The organism is Dehalococcoidia bacterium (assembly GCA_030648205.1).
Classification (GTDB): Bacteria; Chloroflexota; Dehalococcoidia; order JAUSIH01; family JAUSIH01; genus JAUSIH01.
The window spans coordinates 33340-50063 of the sequence record JAUSIH010000003.1; the positions used below are offsets into that span (position 1 = coordinate 33340).

A 16724-nucleotide genomic window follows, 5' to 3' on the forward strand; every position below is an offset into this window, starting at 1 on the left:
TGCGCTGTCCTCGCACGCAGCGCATCGGCACGAAAGTGAGGCATACACCATGTCCCAGGCCAGCGTGCTCGCCGCCGCGCGCAGCGAGAAGCGTACCCTGCTCACGGAGGTGGAGTCCAAGGCCCTTCTCAAGGAGGCGGGCGTGCCCGTGGTGGACACGCGCCTTGCCCGCACCCGCGAGGAGGCCGCGGCAATCGCAAAGGAGATAGGATATCCCGTCGCGCTCAAAGTCGTGTCGCCGGACATCGCGCACAAAAGCGACATCGGCGGCGTGAAGCTGGGGCTGCGCACGGAGAAGCAGACCGCAAAGGCGTTCGACGACATCATGAAGGCGGTGCAGGCCCGCCAGCCGAACGCCCGCGTCCACGGCGTGGCGGTGCAGAAGATGGCGCGCCCCGGCGTGGAGGTCATCGTCGGCCTGTCGAAGGACGCCCAGTTCGGGCCGGTGGTCATGTTCGGGCTCGGCGGCATCTTCGTCGAAGTCCTCAAGGACGTCAGCTTCCGCATCGTCCCACTGCTGCGGCGCGACGCCCGCGAGATGATCCGCGAGATCAAGGGCTTCCCGGTGCTCCAGGGCATCCGCGGCCAGGAGGCCGTGGACATCGCCGCCCTAGAGGACATCCTGCTCAAGGTGTCGGAGCTGGCCGAGCGCCACCCGGAAATCAAGGAGCTTGACCTGAACCCCATCCTCGCCTACAAGGACGGCGCCGTGGCCGTGGACGCGCGCGTCGTGCTGGAGGGGGAGACGCCGTCGTGATACCCGACCTCACCCACAAGCTCGACCGCGTCTTCAACCCGAAGGTGATAGCGGTCATCGGCGACAAGAAGGCCAACGGCTACTCGTGGCTCAAGTCGCTGGCGCACTTCACCGGCAAGCTCTATTCCGTGCAGATAGACGAGAACGAGATGCCCGGCATCGTCGAGATGGGCGTGACCAACGTCAAGAGCCTGATGGACATACCGGAGCCGGTGGACTTCGTCGTGTGCGCCGTGCCGCGCAAGGTGCTCCCGCGCGTGCTGGAGGACTGCATCCGCAAGGAGGTGGGCGGCGTCACCGCGTTCACGTCCGGCTTCGCGGAGACGGACGAAGAGGGCAAGCGCATGCAGCAGCAGATAGCGGAACGGGCCAACGCCGCCGGTCTGCCCCTCATCGACCCCAACTGCATGGGCATCTTCCGGCCCAAGCTCGGCATCCGGCACGGCGTGGACCAGTACTACGGCGAGACCGGCCCCGTGGGCGTCATCGCGCAGAGCGGCGGGCAGGCCACATTCATCACGACCGGCGCCCGCGCTAACGGTCTGCGCACCAGCAAGTCCGTCAGCTTCGGCAACGCCGCCGTCCTGGAGGCCGCCGACTTCCTGGAGTACCTGGGACAGGACGAGGAGACGCGGGCCATCGCCATGTACATCGAAGGCGTGCGCGACGGGCGGCGCTTCTTCCGCACGCTGCGGCAGGTTGCGCCGCGCAAGCCGGTCATCATCTGGCGCGGCGGCCAGACGGAGGACGGCGCCCGCGCCGCGCGCTCCCACACCGGCTCGCTCGCCAGCTCGATGGCTATCTGGGACGCCGTCGCGCGCCAGTGCGGGGCCATCCGCGCGGACACGCTCGACGACGTGCTGGACTACCTGAAGGCGATGGTCTTCATCAAGCCGTCCACGGGCGACCGCGTCGGACTCATCTCCATGAGCGGCGGGCAGGCAGTGGTCACCGCGGACGCCTTCGCGCGGGTCGGGCTGCGCGTGCCGGCGCTTACCGAGCGCTCCTACGCCGAGCTCGCGAGCTTCTTCAACGTCATCGGCGGCAGCTATCGCAACCCGCTCGACGTAAGCTGGAACTTCAACTCCACGGACCTGGCCCAGCGGCTCCTCGGCATCCTGCAGGCCGACGAGAACATTGACGCGGTCAGCATGGAGTTCGGCGTGGGCGCGATGCAGCGGCGCTGGCGGCGCGACCCGGCCTTCGCGGAGGGGCTGCTTAACTACCTGGTGCGCTACAAGGAGGAGTCGCCGAAGCCCTTCTTCATCACCCTCTTTCCCGGCAAGTGGGAAGCCGAGGCCCTGGAGATACGGGAGAAGCTACAGGAGCGGGGCATCGCCACATACCCCAGCTTCCAGCGCAGCGCCAACGCATACCGGCGGCTGGTGGACTACTACCGCGCCCACGCCCGCGAGGCGTAGACGCTAGCTGCAATACCCCGTTGTGGGCAAGCGTGGCGAATGTCCGCGAAAGTGCAGAGGCGCAGCCCCGCCGGAGGGTCTGGGAGGTGTCCTCCCAGATTCCCATCGTTTCTCCCCTTCCCCTGCAGGGGAAGGGGACACAGGGGATGAGGTATCCGTCATAAGCAATGGCGTGAACCCCAAGCGGCAAGGCGCTGGAATCGTCCAAATGGATAACGGGACGGGACACTAGCTAGAAAGGGAGGTACCAATGAAAGTCCAGAAGATGAGTGCTGTCAAGAAAGAGGCGTTCGTCGTGCCGCTCATGACGGGCACGGACGTGACACGGCAGACCCTGGTGCCGGAGAGCACCGACTTCAGCATCGCCATCATAAACTTCGGCAAGGGGATACGAAACAAGTTCCACACCCACAGCAGCGACCAGGTGCTGTTGGTCACGGAAGGGACGGGCTACGTCGTCACCGATCAAGAGAAGCGCAAGGTGAACGTGGGCGACATCATTCTGGTCACCGCGGGCGAGAAGCACTGGCACGGCGCAGGCCCGGAGTCCGCGTTCTCCCACATCACGCTCACCAAGCCGGGCAACAAGCTCGTCCAACTCGAAGACTAACCACAGCAAGCGGAGGCCGAACGCGGGGAGGCCATCAGATCCTTCTGACGCGCCTCTCCCTCCTTGTACGCGCACGCCCTCATAGCTCCGCGGGCGCGCCTTTCGCCGCCTGCGGCCAGATGACCGACACCAGCACCGACAGCGCCAGCACGCCCGCCACGACGCCCAGCGATAGCGCCATTGGCATCTTGAAGTCGAACGCCTCCTGCGCCAGCATCTTCCCACCGATGAACGCGAGCACCACCGCCAGGCCGAAGTGCAGGTGGCGGAACATTGGCATGATGCCCGCCAGCGCGAAGTACAGCGCCCGCAGGCCCAGGATGGCGAACACGTTCGACGTGTAAACGATGAACGGGTCGGTCGTGATGGCCAGCACGGCGGGGATGGAGTCCACGGCAAAGACCACGTCGGTCATCTCCACCATGAGCAGCGCCACGAAGAGCGGCGTGGCGAACAGCCGCCCGGCCCGCTTCAGGAAGAACCTGTCGCCCTCGTAGTTCTCGGTCACGGGGACCATTTTTCGGAAAAGCCGCAGGACGGGGTTCCGCTCCGGGTGGACGTCCATCTCCTTCTTTTGCAGCGCCAGCTTCACGCCGGTGAAGACGAGGAACGCGCCGAAAATGTACATCGTCCAGTGGAACCGCTCCAGCAACGTGATGCCCACGGCGATGAACACCGCGCGCATGATAAGCGCGCCCAGGATGCCCCAGAAAAGGACCTTGTGCTGGTACTCGCGCGGGACGTGGAAGTAGGTGAAGATGGCCAGGAAGACGAAGATGTTGTCCACGCTCAGGGACTTCTCGATGAGGTAGGCCGTGAGGAACTGAAGCCCCTGCTCCGGCCCGCGCGCGAGGTACACCCACGCGTTGAACGCCAGCGCCAGCCCTATCCACACACCCGTCCAGATGGACGCCTCGCGGAACCCCACCACATGCGCCTTGCGGTGAAAGACGCCCAGGTCCAGCGCCAGCAGGCCAAAGACAAACGCGCCGAAGCCGAGCCACAGCCACAACTGGTCAGCCATTGCTCCTCCCTTGTATGGCCTGGCCCGCGGTGAGTAACAAAAAACCTTCACCGCAGGCCCTCGGGCCATTTGGTGAAGGTCTCGCTGTTTCGTGGATGACACCGGCTCTCTCGAGCGTGCTGACGGCGTCGTCCTCTGCCCCCTGGCAGCCGCTACTCCCCTTCAACTAGGAACAGGATAGCAGAAACCACCTGAACACGCAAGGCGCGCTACTTCGCCCACGGGTCGGGGTTGTCCAACACCGCCTGCGATTGCGCCTTGCGGTAGTCGCGCAGCGCGCGGCGGACGTCCGCGTGCTTGTTCGCGAGGATGGCCGAGGCGAGCAGCGCCGCGTTGATGGCGCCCGCCTTGCCGATGGCGAGCGTGCCCACCGGAATGCCCGCGGGCATCTGCACCATCGAGAGCAGCGAGTCCATCCCCTTCAGCGATTGCGACTCCATGGGCACGCCAAGGACAGGCAACGCGGTCTTCGCGGCGATAGCTCCGGGCAGCGCCGCCGCGCCACCCGCTCCCGCGATGATGACCTCCAGCCCGCGCGTTTCCGCCGACTCCGCGTAGGCGGCAAGCTCGTCGGGAGTGCGGTGCGCCGAGAGCACGCGCACCTCGTACGGGACCCCCAGCTTGTCGAGCGTCTGCGCGGCGTGCGTCATGGTCTCCCAGTCCGACTTCGACCCCATGATGACGGCAACGAGTGGCTGCATTGCTTTCCCCCCTGTGTTCGTCCCGTAGCTGGTGGACGTGCTGCGACGCTTCGCATTATACCGTGTGGCGCAGCGTGCAGGCCAACGGGCCCGCGCCGCGCCGATTGGAAAGCGCTATGAGTCCTGCCCCCGTGTCGTATCCGGCGTCTCCCCCTGCGCCATCATCGCCTCCGCCCGCGCGCGCACCTCGGTGAAAGGCCGCGCCCGCTGCCACATCTGGTACATCCACAGGAGACCCGCCACGCCCTGTAGCGCGCCGGACACCGCCAGGAGCACTCCGTCCACCGGGGAGGTCTCCGGCAACGCAATCTGCATCGGCTCGAAGACGACCCGCAGGATGAGTCCGACGTTGAGCATCCCGTACACGGCGAAGGCCATCCTGCCGCTGTAGCCCAGCGGCTGCGCCGCCGTCCGCCGACGCGGCAGAATCCAGTAGGCGATGCCCATGACGAACTGCAATAGCCATCCCACCAGGAGAAGGTGCGAGTGCGTGGGCATGAAGACCGCGGTCAGCCAGATGTAGCCCAATCCCTTGGTGATGAGCATGGCCGCGCCCAGCAGAAACCCCGTGGCGAAATACACCAGGCTGGTCTTGACCATGAAGACCGTGATGCGTTCCATCGTCCTCGTACCTCGCCACGGCGGTCTGGCGCCCCCGCCTTGCGGGGCTGGGCCGACGCTAGTGTAGTGCCTCTCCGTGCGCCTTACAACCCGCGGACGCCAGCCAGGACGCGGCCCGGAAGCTGGCAGGCGTTGTCACAGAGTACGACACGCTGGCAAATCACCGACGGTCGCGGTATCATGGAACCTGTCTGAGGGCACGGCGACGGCTGCGCCCGCCAGACAGGACAAGGGGAGGACGATCATGGCGGTCTTGCCCATCCGGACCATACCTGACCCGGTGCTCCGCCAGAAGGCGAAGCGCATCAGGAACATAAACGAGTCCATTCAGAAGCTCATTGACGACATGATTGACACCATGCGGGCGGCTGGCGGCGTGGGACTGGCGGCCAACCAGGTGGGCGCGCCCGTGCGGCTCATGATCGTGGACATACCTGACGAAGGCCCCGTCGCCATCATCAACCCCAAGCTGACGGCCACCGAGAACGAGGACGCGGCGGAGGAGGGCTGCCTCAGTGTGCCCGGCTATCGCGGCGAGCTGAAGCGGTACCTCAAGGCCACCATCGAGGGCGTGGACCGCTACGGCAAGTCGGTGCGCTATACGGCGGAGGGCTACTTCGCGCAGGCCTTCCAGCACGAGACCGACCACCTCAACGGCGTCCTCTACATAGACCGGATAGAAGACCCCAGCAAGCTCTACCGTGTGCAGCCCGGGCAGGAGGAGGCAGAGGCCGAGGAGCTCGCCAGCGCTTCCGCCCAGGCTCCCCCGGCGTAGATGACGACCATGCCCCCCATCCTTCCGCGGAAGGACGCGCCAGACCACCAGCGTCCCGGGCCTGACCCAGAATTGCGCTCCCTCCTGTCCCGCGTCCGGCGGTTCTTCTCCGACAACGGCGTGTCCGCCTACCTGGTCGGCGGATTCGTGCGCGACCTTCTCCTGGGACGGCCCACCCACGATGTGGACATCGCCGTGGACGGCGACGCGCTCGACCTCAGCCGACGCCTCGCCGACGGCCTGGGCGGCGCATGGGTGCTGATGGACGCGGAGAACAACGTCGGGCGCGTGGTGCTTACTCTGGAATCCGGCGCCCGCTTCTATCTGGACATCTCCCGTCTGCAAGGCGGCCCCGCGGCCAGCCTGGCGCAGGCCCTCCGCGCCGACCTGGCCCGCCGCGACTTCACCGCCAACGCCCTGGCCGCGCCGCTCGACGCGCTGGACGGCGATATCTCCGCCGCGCTCGTGGACACCTGCGAAGGGCGCGCGGACATTGAGGCGCGCGTTCTGCGCGCCGTCTCGGACCACACCTTCTCGGACGACCCGGTGCGCCTGCTCCGCGGGGTGCGCTTCATGGCGGGGCTGGACTTCCGCATGGACCCGGGAACGGAAGCGCTGGCGCGCCGGGACGCTCCGCTCCTGGCGCGGGCGACGCCGGAGCGCGCCCGGGACGAGTTCCTGCGCACACTGGCCCTCCCCTTCGCCGACCGGCACCTCCGCCTCATGGACAGCCTGGGCATCCTGGACGTCCTGCTGCCGGAGCTCGGCGCGGGACGCGGCTGCTCCCAGCCCAAGGAGCACCACTGGGACGTCTTCAACCACAGCATCGAAGCGGTGGCCGCCGTCGAGAGCGTGCTGCGCCAGAGGTCGGACGCCTATGCTCCCGCCGGGCGCATGCCGTGGGCCGCGGACATAGCCGCGCACTTCCAGGAGGAGGTCAGCGACGGCCACTCGCGCGCGACGCTGCTGAAGCTGGCCGCGCTGCTGCACGACGTGGCCAAGCCCGAGACCCGGACGGTGGACACCGACGGGCGCATCCGCTTCCTGGGCCACCATGTCCTGGGCGCCGAGCGCGTCCAGAGGATAGCGGAGCGGATGCGCATGGGCAGCCGGGGCGTCAGGCTGCTGACGCTCATGGTGGAGCACCACCTGCGTCCCGCCGCCATGAGCGGGGACACGGATGACATGCCCACCCGCCGCGCCCTCTATCGCTACTTCCGCGACGCCGCCGACGCCGCCATGGACACGCTCTACCTGAACGCCGCCGACTTCCTGGCGGCCCGCGGGCCCACCCTTGATACGCAAAGCTGGGAAAGCTACTGCCAGCGCATCGCGTACGCGCTGGAGTGGCGGGAGCAGCAGAAGGCACGAACGCCACCGGCGGCGCCACGGCTGGTGGACGGCAAGGCGCTCATGGAGGCGCTGGGCCTGCCGCCCGGGCCCGTGGTGGGCCAGCTATTGGACGCGCTTCGGGAGGCGGAGGCTGTCGGAGAGATAGCGGACAGGTATGCCGCCCTGGACCTGGCGCGGCGGCTCCTGCCGCAGTTGCAAAAGTCGCGCCGCATGCCATAATAGGAGGGCACTATCGGAGGCCATGAGCCTCCAGGTTGCCTGAAGGAGCAGACCGTGCTGTTACGCCGGAATAGCCAAGTCCTCTTTGGAATCATCATCCTGACCATCCTGGCCCTCGCGGTGGTCTTCACCGACCCCTTGCGCATTGACGTGCTGGGGCTGCGCCGCGGCGGCACCGGAAGCCCCCTGGGCATGGTGCTGGGCCTGGACCTGCGGGGCGGGACACACCTCGTCTATGAGGCCGTGCGCCAGCCCGGAGCGCCACCTATCACCCCCGAGCAGATGCACGGCGTAGTGAACATCATTGAGCAGCGCGTGAACGCGTACGGGGTCACCGAACCCATCGTGCAACAGATGGGCGACGACCGGGTGCTGGTCGAGCTTCCCGGCATCAAGAACATTGACGAGGCCAAGAACCTCATCGGCAAGACGGCCCAACTGGAGTTCAAAGAGCAGGTGACTGCGGACGGCAAGACGGACTGGGCGCCCGCCAAGGCCGAGATCAAAGGCGAGCAGGTCGCCCTCACGGGCCGGTTCCTGAAGCCAAACTCACAGATTTCCCTGGACCCTCAGACGGGCCTGCCGCTGGTTCACTTTGAGTGGAACGACGACGGGGCGAAGCTGTTTGAGCAGATCACCGCCCGGCTGGTGGGCAAGCCCCTGGGCATCTTCCTGGACAACCAGCGCATCTCGTCGCCCACGGTGCGGGCGGTCATCCGCGACAAGGGCGTCATTGAGGGCATGGCCCTGGATGAAGCGCGTCTCCTCTCTATTCAGCTCAACGCGGGCGCGCTGCCCGTCCCCGTCAAGGTTATCCAGGAGCAGGACATGGACGCCACCCTGGGCGCCGACTCTCTGCAGCGCAGCCTGGTGGCGGGATACATTGGCCTGGGGCTGGTGCTGCTGTTCATGCTTATTTACTATCGCGTGCCGGGGTTCTTGGCCGGCATGGCCCTGGTCATCTACACGTTACTGAACATGGCTCTGTTCAAGCTGTTCCCCGTGACGCTGACCCTCACGGGCATCGCGGCGTTCATTCTGTCCATAGGCATGGCGGTGGACGCCAACATCCTCATCTTCGAGAGGATGAAGGAGGAACTGCGCGCGGGCCGGACGCTGGCCGCGGCCATTGAGGCAGGGTTCTCCCGGGCGTGGCCCTCCATACGGGACAGCAACCTGTCCACCATGATCACCTGCGGCATCCTCTACTGGTTCGGCGACAAGCTGGGGGCGCCCGTGGTCAAGGGCTTCGCCCTGACCCTGTTCATCGGCGTCTCCGTGAGCATGTTCAGCGCGGTCTTCATCACCCGTGTCTTCATGCGGGCCATTGCCCGGACGGCTCTGATGCGGGCCGCCGCCCTCTTCAGCCGCGCCTAAAGAAGGAAGGAGAACAGACACCTTGCTGGACATCGTCGGAAAGCGGTATATATACCTGACCGTCTCGGCCATCATCATCCTCGTAGGCCTCGTCTCCATCGCCATCCCTCCGTCCTTCCGGGTGGGCATTGATTTCACGGGCGGGTCAACGCTGACCGTGCGCTTCCAGGAGCAGGTGGACCAGGCGCGAGTCCGCGACACCCTGACCAGCCTGGGCCAGACCGACGCTATCATATCGAGGCTGGGCGGCAAGGCGTACTTCATCCAGACGCGACATCTCAAGGACGCCACGCGGGACGCGCAGGGCAATGTCGTGGATCCGGGCGAAAAGGACAACCTCGTAGCAGGTCTGAAGAAGCTCGGCGCCATTGAAGGCACACCCGAGTTCTCGTCCGTCTCGCCCGTGGTGTCGGCGGAGTCGGTACGGAACGCCATACTGGCCGTGCTGGCCGCTTGCGTGGGCATCATGATTTACATCTGGTACGCCTTCCGCAAGGCGGGTCGCGGGTTCCGCTACGGGGTGTGCGCGCTGGTCGCTCTTCTCCACGACGTACTGGTGTCGCTGGGGGTGTACTCCATCTTCGGCAAGACCATCGGCTCCGAGGTGAACAGCATCTTCATCGTCGCGCTGCTCACAGTGGTGGGCTTCAGCATCCATGACACCATCGTGGTCTTCGACCGGATACGCGAGAACCTGACCAAAGGCATCAGTAAGGACTTCGAGCAGGTGGTCAACTACAGCGTGCTGGAGACGATGGCGCGCTCCATCAGCACCAGCATGACGCTGCTGTTCACCGTGTCCGCGCTGCTGCTCTTCGGCGGGTCAACCCTGCGCGACTTCATGCTCATCCTGCTGGTAGGCGTGACGGTGGGCACGTACAGCTCGATCTTCATCGCCAGCCAGATCATGGTCATCTGGGAGAAGGGCGAGATTCCCGCCTTCTTCCGGCGTCTGCGCGGCGGGTCGGCCCAGAAGCAGGCGGCCTAGGAAGCCCTGAACATTCGCGAGGCGTTCACCCTCAGACAGTCTCTGGCTACAAGTAGCTGACTAAGGAGGTGAAGGTCATGTGCGCCACATGCGCCAAGCACAACCCGAAGAAGAAGTAGGCGAATGGAGCCTGGTCATTGAGAGAGGGCAGCCCACCAGATAGGCTGCCCTCTCTTGTCGCCACCGGAAGTGGCCGCGGCTACGGCGGTGGAGGCCGCTCCATTGACGCCCCGACCCTTGAGCGCTACGCTGAAAGGGAGGGAGAGCAGAGGGGCGCGCGTATGGTGCTACATAGGGACCAGAGAGGCATCACCCTCCTGGAGGCGATGATCGTCTTCTCCATCCTGGTCGTCCTCAACGCCATCATGCTCCCCGCCATATCAGGGCGCATCTTGGCAGCTCGCGACACCGGTCGCACCAATGACGAGGCGCTCATCACGCGGGCGGTGAGCAGCTTTACGGGCGAGGCGCCCCTCAACAGAGAGAACGGCCTGCGCTACCCCGCGTGGGGAGATAGTCCGCCAACACCGTCGTCGTTCCAGGCGGTGGTCTATAACTTCAAGCTGCCTAACGGCAGGACGACCACTCTTTACGTCAAACCGTTGGACTTCTTCGCCGGCTACGTTGTAGCAGACACGAACCAGACGGTGCGGTTCTTGACCGGGTACCTCAAGAACGCCCCCAAGCATGCGTCCGACCGGTTTGACCCGGCGAAGTTCAGCAACGGCAGAGTGGTCTTCGCCGGCGGCGCCACGGCAACGGGCGGCGTCGCCGCCACCATCAGCGTCTGGGTGCTTGACCAGAACGCCGTGGCGCACGCGCTCATTGACGATAACGCCTACTAGAAGCTGTCGCACCACCCTCACCCCTCTGGACTCCGCTCAAAAAGACTTCAGCAACCGGTTTCAGAGAAGTCAGGCGGCGACCCCCGCGCGGCGTCCGTTCCGGAATCTGTCCGATAACCCCGTTCATGGTTCGACTGGCTCATCATGAACGGGAACTGAAGACCGCTCACCCTGAACTTGTCGAAGGGTGAAGGTGAAACTGAATCAGGAGCAGCTCTCGGATAGGCCATTAGAGCAGCACCGCGGGGTCCACGTCCACGTCCCAGCCAGGCGGCAATGGCACGGCGTCCAGCAGCGCGGCGGGGTCCGCGCCCCGCAGCACGATTTGCCACCTGTAGCGGCCCCGCAGGCGCTGCGGAAAGCCCGGCGCCGGCCCCAGCGCGTCCAGCACCATGCCCCGTGCGTCGCGCTCCCTCCGGATGTTCTGCGCGAGGCGCGCGGCTTCTTCCCGCGCCACGTCGTTATTGGTGTGCGCATACCGGAGCAGCGCCAGGCGACTGTACGGTGGATAGCCCAGAGCGCGCCTGCTCGCTATCTCCTGCTCGTAGAACTTGACGTAGTCCTGTCGCGCCGCCGCCTGGATGGCGTAATTCTGAGGGCTGTACGTCTGGAACACGACCTTCCCGCCGCGCGGCCCGCGGCCCGCCCGGCCCGCCACCTGGGACAGCACCTGAAAGGTGCGCTCCCCCGCCCGATAGTCCGGCGTGTACAGGCCGATGTCCGCGCAGACGACGCCCACGAGGGTAACCAGTGGTATATGCAGCCCCTTGGCGATCATCTGGGTGCCCACCAGGATGTCCGCCTCGTGGGCAAGGAAGCTACGCAGGATGACCTCATGGGTGCGGCGGCCCGCCGTGACGTCCCTGTCCCAGCGCAGCAAACGCGCGCCGGGGAAAGCGGACGCGGCCTCCTCCGCAACCTTCTGCGTGCCCGCACCCAGGTATCTGATGCGCCTGCCCCCGCACTGTGGGCAGAGCTGAGGGACAGGCCGGCGGTCGTTGCACTGATGGCAGACCATCCGCTCCCCCTGGGTGTGGTACGTCAGCGCTATGTCGCACCGGCGGCAGCGGAGTACGAACCCGCAGTCCCGACACTGGACAAAGGTGGAGGCCCCACGCCGATTCAGGAACAGGATGACCTGCTCCTTCGCCGCTAGGGCCGCGCGGACGCCCTCCGCCAGCGTGCGGCTGAACATGCTCCGGTTGCCCGCCCGAAGCTCATCGCGGAGGTCCACCACTTCCGCCTGCGGCAGGCGAGGTTCCAGCCGCACCACGGGCCGGTCCGCTTCCTCTTCCACAATGACGCGCTCCGGCAGTTCCAGCAGCCGGTACTCGCCCCGCCGCGCCCTGTAATAGGAAGCCACGTCGGGCGTGGCCGAGCCCATGACCAGCACAGCGCCGGTGCGCCGGGCCAGCTCCAGCGCCACGTCGCGGGCGTGGTAGTGGGGCGTGGCGTCGTGCTGCTTGTACGTCCACTCGTGCTCTTCGTCCACCACAATCAGCCCCAGGTCCGGCTGCGGCGCGAAGATGGCGCCGCGGGAGCCGATGACCACGTCGAAGGCGCCGTCGTGGATGCGCCACCACTCGTCGTACTGCTCGCCGGGGGACAGGGCGCTGTGCAGCACGGCGACACGGTTGGGAAAGCGCTCCGCGAAGCGCTGGACAGTCTGGGGCGTGAGCGCGATCTCCGGCACAAGGACGATACCCTTCTTGCCGAGGGCAACCGCCTTCTCCAGCGCGCGGAGGTACACCTCCGTTTTGCCGCTGCCCGTGACGCCGTGCAGCAGAAAGGCGGCGGGCATGCGGTCGCCCCGCGGTGAAGTCGAGGCGGCTGCCTCCAGCGCCTGCTCCACCTCGCCAAAGGCATGGGCCTGCGCCGGAGTCAACGGCGGCGCGGGCCGTGGAACAAAGCTCTGGCCAGCCAGCGGGTCGCGGACGACGCGCCGCGTCTCCAGCGCGATGAGACCCTGTTGAGCAAGGGCAACAACGTCATCCGATCCCACACCTAAACTTTGGCACACGTCCTCAAGAAATTGCCTGTCTTCACCCAGAGCCAGCGTCTCCAATATGACAGCTTGACGCACGCCGGGATTGACTCGCAGATCACGCGCGCTTTCCACATTCAACTGACGCTCACTGAAGAAGCCTAGCTGCTTCATTTTTTTCAGACGCGCTACTGGCAAGGCGCGCAGATTAGCGGCAGCTTCTAACGCCTGTTGAGGTGTCACCACCAGCCGTACGAGGCGTGCAACCCGCGGGCCCGCGGACGGGCGTTCCCACTCCCAGCGCCTCTCGACAAGCTCCCTGTCCAACAGGACGCGGACAACCGCTGCCGCCGCCCGTTTGCCGACGCTCTCCTCCACATCGCTCATGCCCGCGCGTCCCCGCTGTCGCACAAGCCTCAGGACGGCGGCCCCTCTCTCCGTCAGGTCTGCGGGCATGTCCGGGGAAGCCGTCGGCGAGGGTGTGAGGACGGGCCGCGCCCGCTGCCGGAAGCCGAGATGCGCCCACAGCGCGGCGGCGTCGAAGTAGGAGGCACGGTAGTACTCCGCCACCCATCGGGCCAGTTGGAGCTGCGCGGGAGTCAGCAGAGGGCCGGGGTCGATGACGGCCTCGATGGGCCGCACCTTGGACACCTCGGGCACGTCCGGCAGGTCGAAGACGATGCCCTGGACGGTCCGGGGGCCGAACGGGACGCGGACGGCCTGTCCGGGCTGGACGGCCATGCCATCGGGGACAGCATAGCTGAAAAGGCGACGAGGCCCCACGGGCGCATTGACCGCAACATCCGCATACCGGGCGCTCATCTCGCCTCGCCCGCTCCGATCTATCGGAGCAAAAACAATGCCGCCCCGTGTGGGGCGGCATCCGCAAAGAGCCTTGCTGCCGGGTTACTTCTTTTCGCCAGCGTCCGTTGGAGCGGGAGCAGGCGTGGCGGGCGCCTCCGCTGCGGGGGCTGGCGCCGGCTCGATAGGCGGCTCTGGCTCTACGACGATAGCCTCGGCCAGGGCCCCCATCTTCCGCGCCTTTTCCTTGATGCGGGCCGCCTTCCCCGACAGGCTGCGCAGGTAGAACAGCCGGGCGCGCCGCACGTTGCCGTTGCGCACCAGCTCTACGCTCTCGATCAGGGGAGAGCGCACAAAAAATGTCCGCTCGACCCCGACGCCGTGGCTGATGCGCCGGACCGTGAACATGGCCCCCGGCGTCGTCCCGCCGACGACCTTGATGACGACGCCCTGAAACGCCTGGGTGCGCTCGCGGTCGCCTTCCTTGACAAGGACGTTGACTTTGATAGTGTCACCGGACCGGAAGCTGGGCAACTGGACGCTCTTCCTGGCCGGTATTAAATCACGCAGGTTCACCATAGCTCCTCATCCTCCAAAAGCACAGGCGCCATTCTACACGAACGTACGAGATACGTCAAGTCGGTATACGCGTTCACTGCATGCGAGAGAGGGACGGGGTCAACTCGGGGTGGCGTTCTCTTAAGGCATCACGGGCCGTGTATGCGCCACAAGTGGCAAAAGAGGGGCGGAAGAAATAGCAAAGCGAGCGGAGAAGCTGTCCCCGAACGTACGGCAGGTCTCTGACCCGCGACAAGATGAAAAGCCCCGTTACGCTGGCGAAACGACACCAGAACACACCGCGTGGGCCATACGCGGCGGGCCGCCGTCACGCCAGTGAACCCTGCAGTCCGGGAAGCCGCTTTCTACACGCCCGCCTTGCACCCGGAGCCTAACCCTTGCCGATGCGGAAAACCTTGGTCCCGCACTTCGGACACGCGCCCTGCGTGGCCGGCCGACCGTTCTTCAGGGTGACGGTCTTGGCGTTCTTAATGTCTACCTTCGCGCGGCACTTGAAACAATAAGCCTGCATGTTGTATTTTCACCCCCTTTCGCTGCCAAGCTGTAGCTATACCCTAACGTTATAGCTGCCAGATAGCTCTGTCAAATGTGATATAACACGATTCGGACGCAATCCGGCGCGAAACGAAGCCCTTTGCATGCGATTCATACACATGGCTGCTTGCGAAGCGTCCCTAGCTAGTGAACACCTTGTAAGGCTGCCAAAGCTGCCCAATGGGGCGCAATATTGCCACAAGCTCGCCGTCCCAGGAATAGGCCCTGCACTGCTCGGTCCCGTCGGCGGGGAAGGCTACCGATTGACCATTACGCACCGCCCGCGCCTTCTCCTCCCCGAGAATCGCCGCGGCCAGGTGCGTCAGGACGACATCAATAGGCTCAAGCATCTCCTCCCCGCGACCCTCGCGCAGGGCGTCCTCGGCATAGACGAGGCCAAACCCTTGTTCCAGAGCAAATGGGCCGACGCGCTTGCGTTCAAGCGCCTGGAGGTGCGCGCCGCAGCCCAGGTCATCGCCCAGGTCGCGGGCAATGGCGCGGATATACGTGCCCTTGCCGCATTCCACTTCCAAGGTGAGCAGAGGCAGGTCCACAGCCAGGAGGTCCAGGCGCAGAACAGTCACCGTCCGGGCGTCCACGGTCACCTCTATGCCCGCGCGGGCCATCTTGTACAGAGGCGTGCCGCCCCGCTTCAGGGCGCTGTAACGCGGCGGCACCTGCTGGATGCGGCCACGGAAACGGTCGAGAGCGGCCTCCAGGGCCTCGCGGGAGACGTCGGGAACGGGGCGCTCCGCCAGCACCCGACCTTCGGCGTCGTCCGTGTCCGTGGCGGCGCCCAGGCGCACAACGGCGCGGTACACCTTGGTGACGCTCTCCAGGAACTCCAGGACGCGCACACCCTGGCCGAGACCAAGAGGCAACACCCCCGTGGCCATCGGGTCCAGAGTTCCGCCGTGGCCCACGCGGCGCTCACCTGAGAGGCGGCGGACGCGATGCACCACGTCGAAGGAGGTCATACCGGCGGGCTTGAGGATATTGAGGATGCCGTCCATACAAGGGTCTCGCAATGCGTAGGATAACGAGCAGCGCCTGAACCCCGTAAAGAGCACCCGCTTCGGGGGTGGCGGGGTGACGCGCGGGCAGAGCTATTCGCCCAGGAAGTGGTCAGCGTCCATGACAATCGCTTCCAGGTTCCGGTACCCGGCTGCGTTGTTGAGGATGACCTTGGCCAGGGAGAGAGCGGCGGGCCTCTTGGACAGCAGGGTCCGGGCCAGCGCGTGCGCCTCCTCCATGAGCTTGTCCTTCGGCGTCACCTTGAAGACCATGCCCATGTCAAAGATCTCGCGCGCGGTGTAGCGGCGGCAGGTCAGCACCATCTCCTTGGCCTTTTCCAGACCGATCATGCGCACGAGCCGCGCCGCGGGCGAGGCCCCCACGGGCGAACCCAGGTCCACCTCCGGGAACCAGAACCGCGCATCCTCCGCCACGATGCGGAAGTCGCACGAGTTGGCAATGGCCCACCCGCCACCCACGCAGGGCCCGCTGACGGCGGCGATGGTGATCTGCTGCATCCCCTCCACGGCCCGATACGTGCGGTGGCTCAGGCGTCCGCGCAGCTTGTGGCTTCGGGCGAAGACGCGCTGCCGCTCGGCTTCGTCCTGCACGCCCTTCAAAGCCGACAGGTCGGCGCCGGCGCAAAAGGCAGGCCCCTTGCCCGTGAGAATGATGACGTGCGTGGAGTCGTCCTCCTTAAGCTCCGCCAAGGCGCTCAAGAAGTCGGTGAGCAACTCGATGCTCATGGAATTGCGCTTCTCAGGCCGATTGAAGGTGACGACGGCGAGGCCGTTGGACTTCTCCACGAGGACGGCGCTGGCGGGCTGCATAAGAGACCTCCTTCAGGGGAATACGGGTGCCTTATTGTACAACGAGGCGCAAGGAGGAAGGGGAATGAAAGGAGAATCTGGGGACACCCCAGTGGACTTATGCCACGCATTTCAGGGACGGAACACTAGTGAAAGACCTCGCCAGCAACAGGTAGTGTATCAGTTAGGTCGTCGTCATTCCGGCGAAAGCCGGAATCCATCAGAGCGTCTCCCCCACGCACGTCTCTGGACACCGGCCTTCGCCGGTGTGACGGGTAGAGTCCCATTCCCTACCACGGCAAACTGATACAC

General features: G+C 65.7%; 16 protein-coding genes. 8 read left to right on the plus strand and 8 right to left on the minus strand.

Going from position 1 to position 16724, the window contains the following annotated elements:
• Nucleotides 1-49: 49 nt before the first annotated feature.
• From Q7T26_00505 to Q7T26_00515, 3 genes are all read left to right on the plus strand, one after another.
• Nucleotides 50-757: an acetate--CoA ligase family protein gene (locus Q7T26_00505; protein MDO8530641.1), complete on the plus strand. Its 708-nt coding sequence runs from the start codon at nt 50-52 to the stop codon at nt 755-757.
• Nucleotides 754-2178, plus strand: a complete 1425-nt coding sequence (locus Q7T26_00510) for a CoA-binding protein (protein MDO8530642.1) — start codon at nt 754-756, stop codon at nt 2176-2178. Before Q7T26_00505 ends, Q7T26_00510 begins: the two co-directional genes overlap by 4 nt.
• Before the next feature lie 250 nt (nt 2179-2428).
• Entirely contained in the window at nt 2429-2788 is a 360-nt protein-coding gene (locus Q7T26_00515; protein ID MDO8530643.1) for a cupin domain-containing protein, read from the plus strand.
• A 79-nt stretch (nt 2789-2867) separates the two neighbouring features.
• On the opposite strand, the gene Q7T26_00520 is transcribed toward Q7T26_00515, so the two are convergent.
• The 3 genes from Q7T26_00520 to Q7T26_00530 form a co-directional block, all read right to left on the minus strand.
• Entirely contained in the window at nt 2868-3812 is a 945-nt protein-coding gene (locus tag Q7T26_00520; GenBank protein ID MDO8530644.1) for a TerC family protein, read from the minus strand.
• A gap of 209 nt (nt 3813-4021) precedes the next feature.
• Entirely contained in the window at nt 4022-4513 is a 492-nt protein-coding gene (gene purE / locus Q7T26_00525; protein MDO8530645.1) for a 5-(carboxyamino)imidazole ribonucleotide mutase, read from the minus strand.
• 114 nt (nt 4514-4627) lie between these two features.
• Nucleotides 4628-5134: a hypothetical protein gene (locus Q7T26_00530; protein ID MDO8530646.1), complete on the minus strand. Its 507-nt coding sequence runs from the start codon at nt 5132-5134 to the stop codon at nt 4628-4630.
• Nucleotides 5135-5378: 244 nt separating this feature from the next.
• Between Q7T26_00530 and def the strand changes: the two genes are divergently transcribed.
• From def to Q7T26_00555, 5 genes are all read left to right on the plus strand, one after another.
• A complete protein-coding gene (def, locus tag Q7T26_00535; protein ID MDO8530647.1) occupies nt 5379-5909 on the plus strand; it encodes a peptide deformylase in 531 nt (176 codons plus the stop codon).
• 9 nt (nt 5910-5918) lie between these two features.
• Nucleotides 5919-7481, plus strand: coding sequence for an HD domain-containing protein (locus tag Q7T26_00540; GenBank protein ID MDO8530648.1), 1563 nt, complete (start codon nt 5919-5921; stop codon nt 7479-7481).
• Nucleotides 7482-7535: 54 nt separating this feature from the next.
• Nucleotides 7536-8858, plus strand: coding sequence for a protein translocase subunit SecD (gene secD, locus Q7T26_00545; GenBank protein ID MDO8530649.1), 1323 nt, complete (start codon nt 7536-7538; stop codon nt 8856-8858).
• A gap of 22 nt (nt 8859-8880) precedes the next feature.
• A complete protein-coding gene (gene secF / locus Q7T26_00550; GenBank protein MDO8530650.1) occupies nt 8881-9846 on the plus strand; it encodes a protein translocase subunit SecF in 966 nt (321 codons plus the stop codon).
• Nucleotides 9847-10127: 281 nt separating this feature from the next.
• Complete coding sequence (locus tag Q7T26_00555; protein ID MDO8530651.1) at nt 10128-10691, plus strand: prepilin-type N-terminal cleavage/methylation domain-containing protein; 564 nt, start codon at nt 10128-10130, stop codon at nt 10689-10691.
• A gap of 229 nt (nt 10692-10920) precedes the next feature.
• Here Q7T26_00555 and priA read toward each other — a convergent pair whose 3' ends face one another.
• The 5 genes from priA to Q7T26_00580 all read right to left on the minus strand — a co-directional run bounded on the left by priA (nt 10921) and on the right by Q7T26_00580 (nt 16433).
• Complete coding sequence (gene priA / locus Q7T26_00560) at nt 10921-13497, minus strand: primosomal protein N' (protein ID MDO8530652.1); 2577 nt, start codon at nt 13495-13497, stop codon at nt 10921-10923.
• 84 nt (nt 13498-13581) lie between these two features.
• A complete protein-coding gene (rplS, locus tag Q7T26_00565) occupies nt 13582-14055 on the minus strand; it encodes a 50S ribosomal protein L19 (GenBank protein ID MDO8530653.1) in 474 nt (157 codons plus the stop codon).
• 370 nt (nt 14056-14425) lie between these two features.
• Nucleotides 14426-14566 (minus strand): DUF5679 domain-containing protein, encoded by a 141-nt coding sequence (locus tag Q7T26_00570; GenBank protein MDO8530654.1) that lies wholly within the window; start codon nt 14564-14566, stop codon nt 14426-14428.
• A gap of 163 nt (nt 14567-14729) precedes the next feature.
• Nucleotides 14730-15602 (minus strand): tRNA pseudouridine(55) synthase TruB, encoded by an 873-nt coding sequence (truB, locus tag Q7T26_00575; protein ID MDO8530655.1) that lies wholly within the window; start codon nt 15600-15602, stop codon nt 14730-14732.
• Between the two features lie 93 nt (nt 15603-15695).
• On the minus strand, nt 15696-16433 hold the full coding sequence (locus Q7T26_00580) for an enoyl-CoA hydratase/isomerase family protein (GenBank protein ID MDO8530656.1): 738 nt from the start codon (nt 16431-16433) through the stop codon (nt 15696-15698).
• Between the last annotated feature and the right edge of the window lie 291 nt (nt 16434-16724).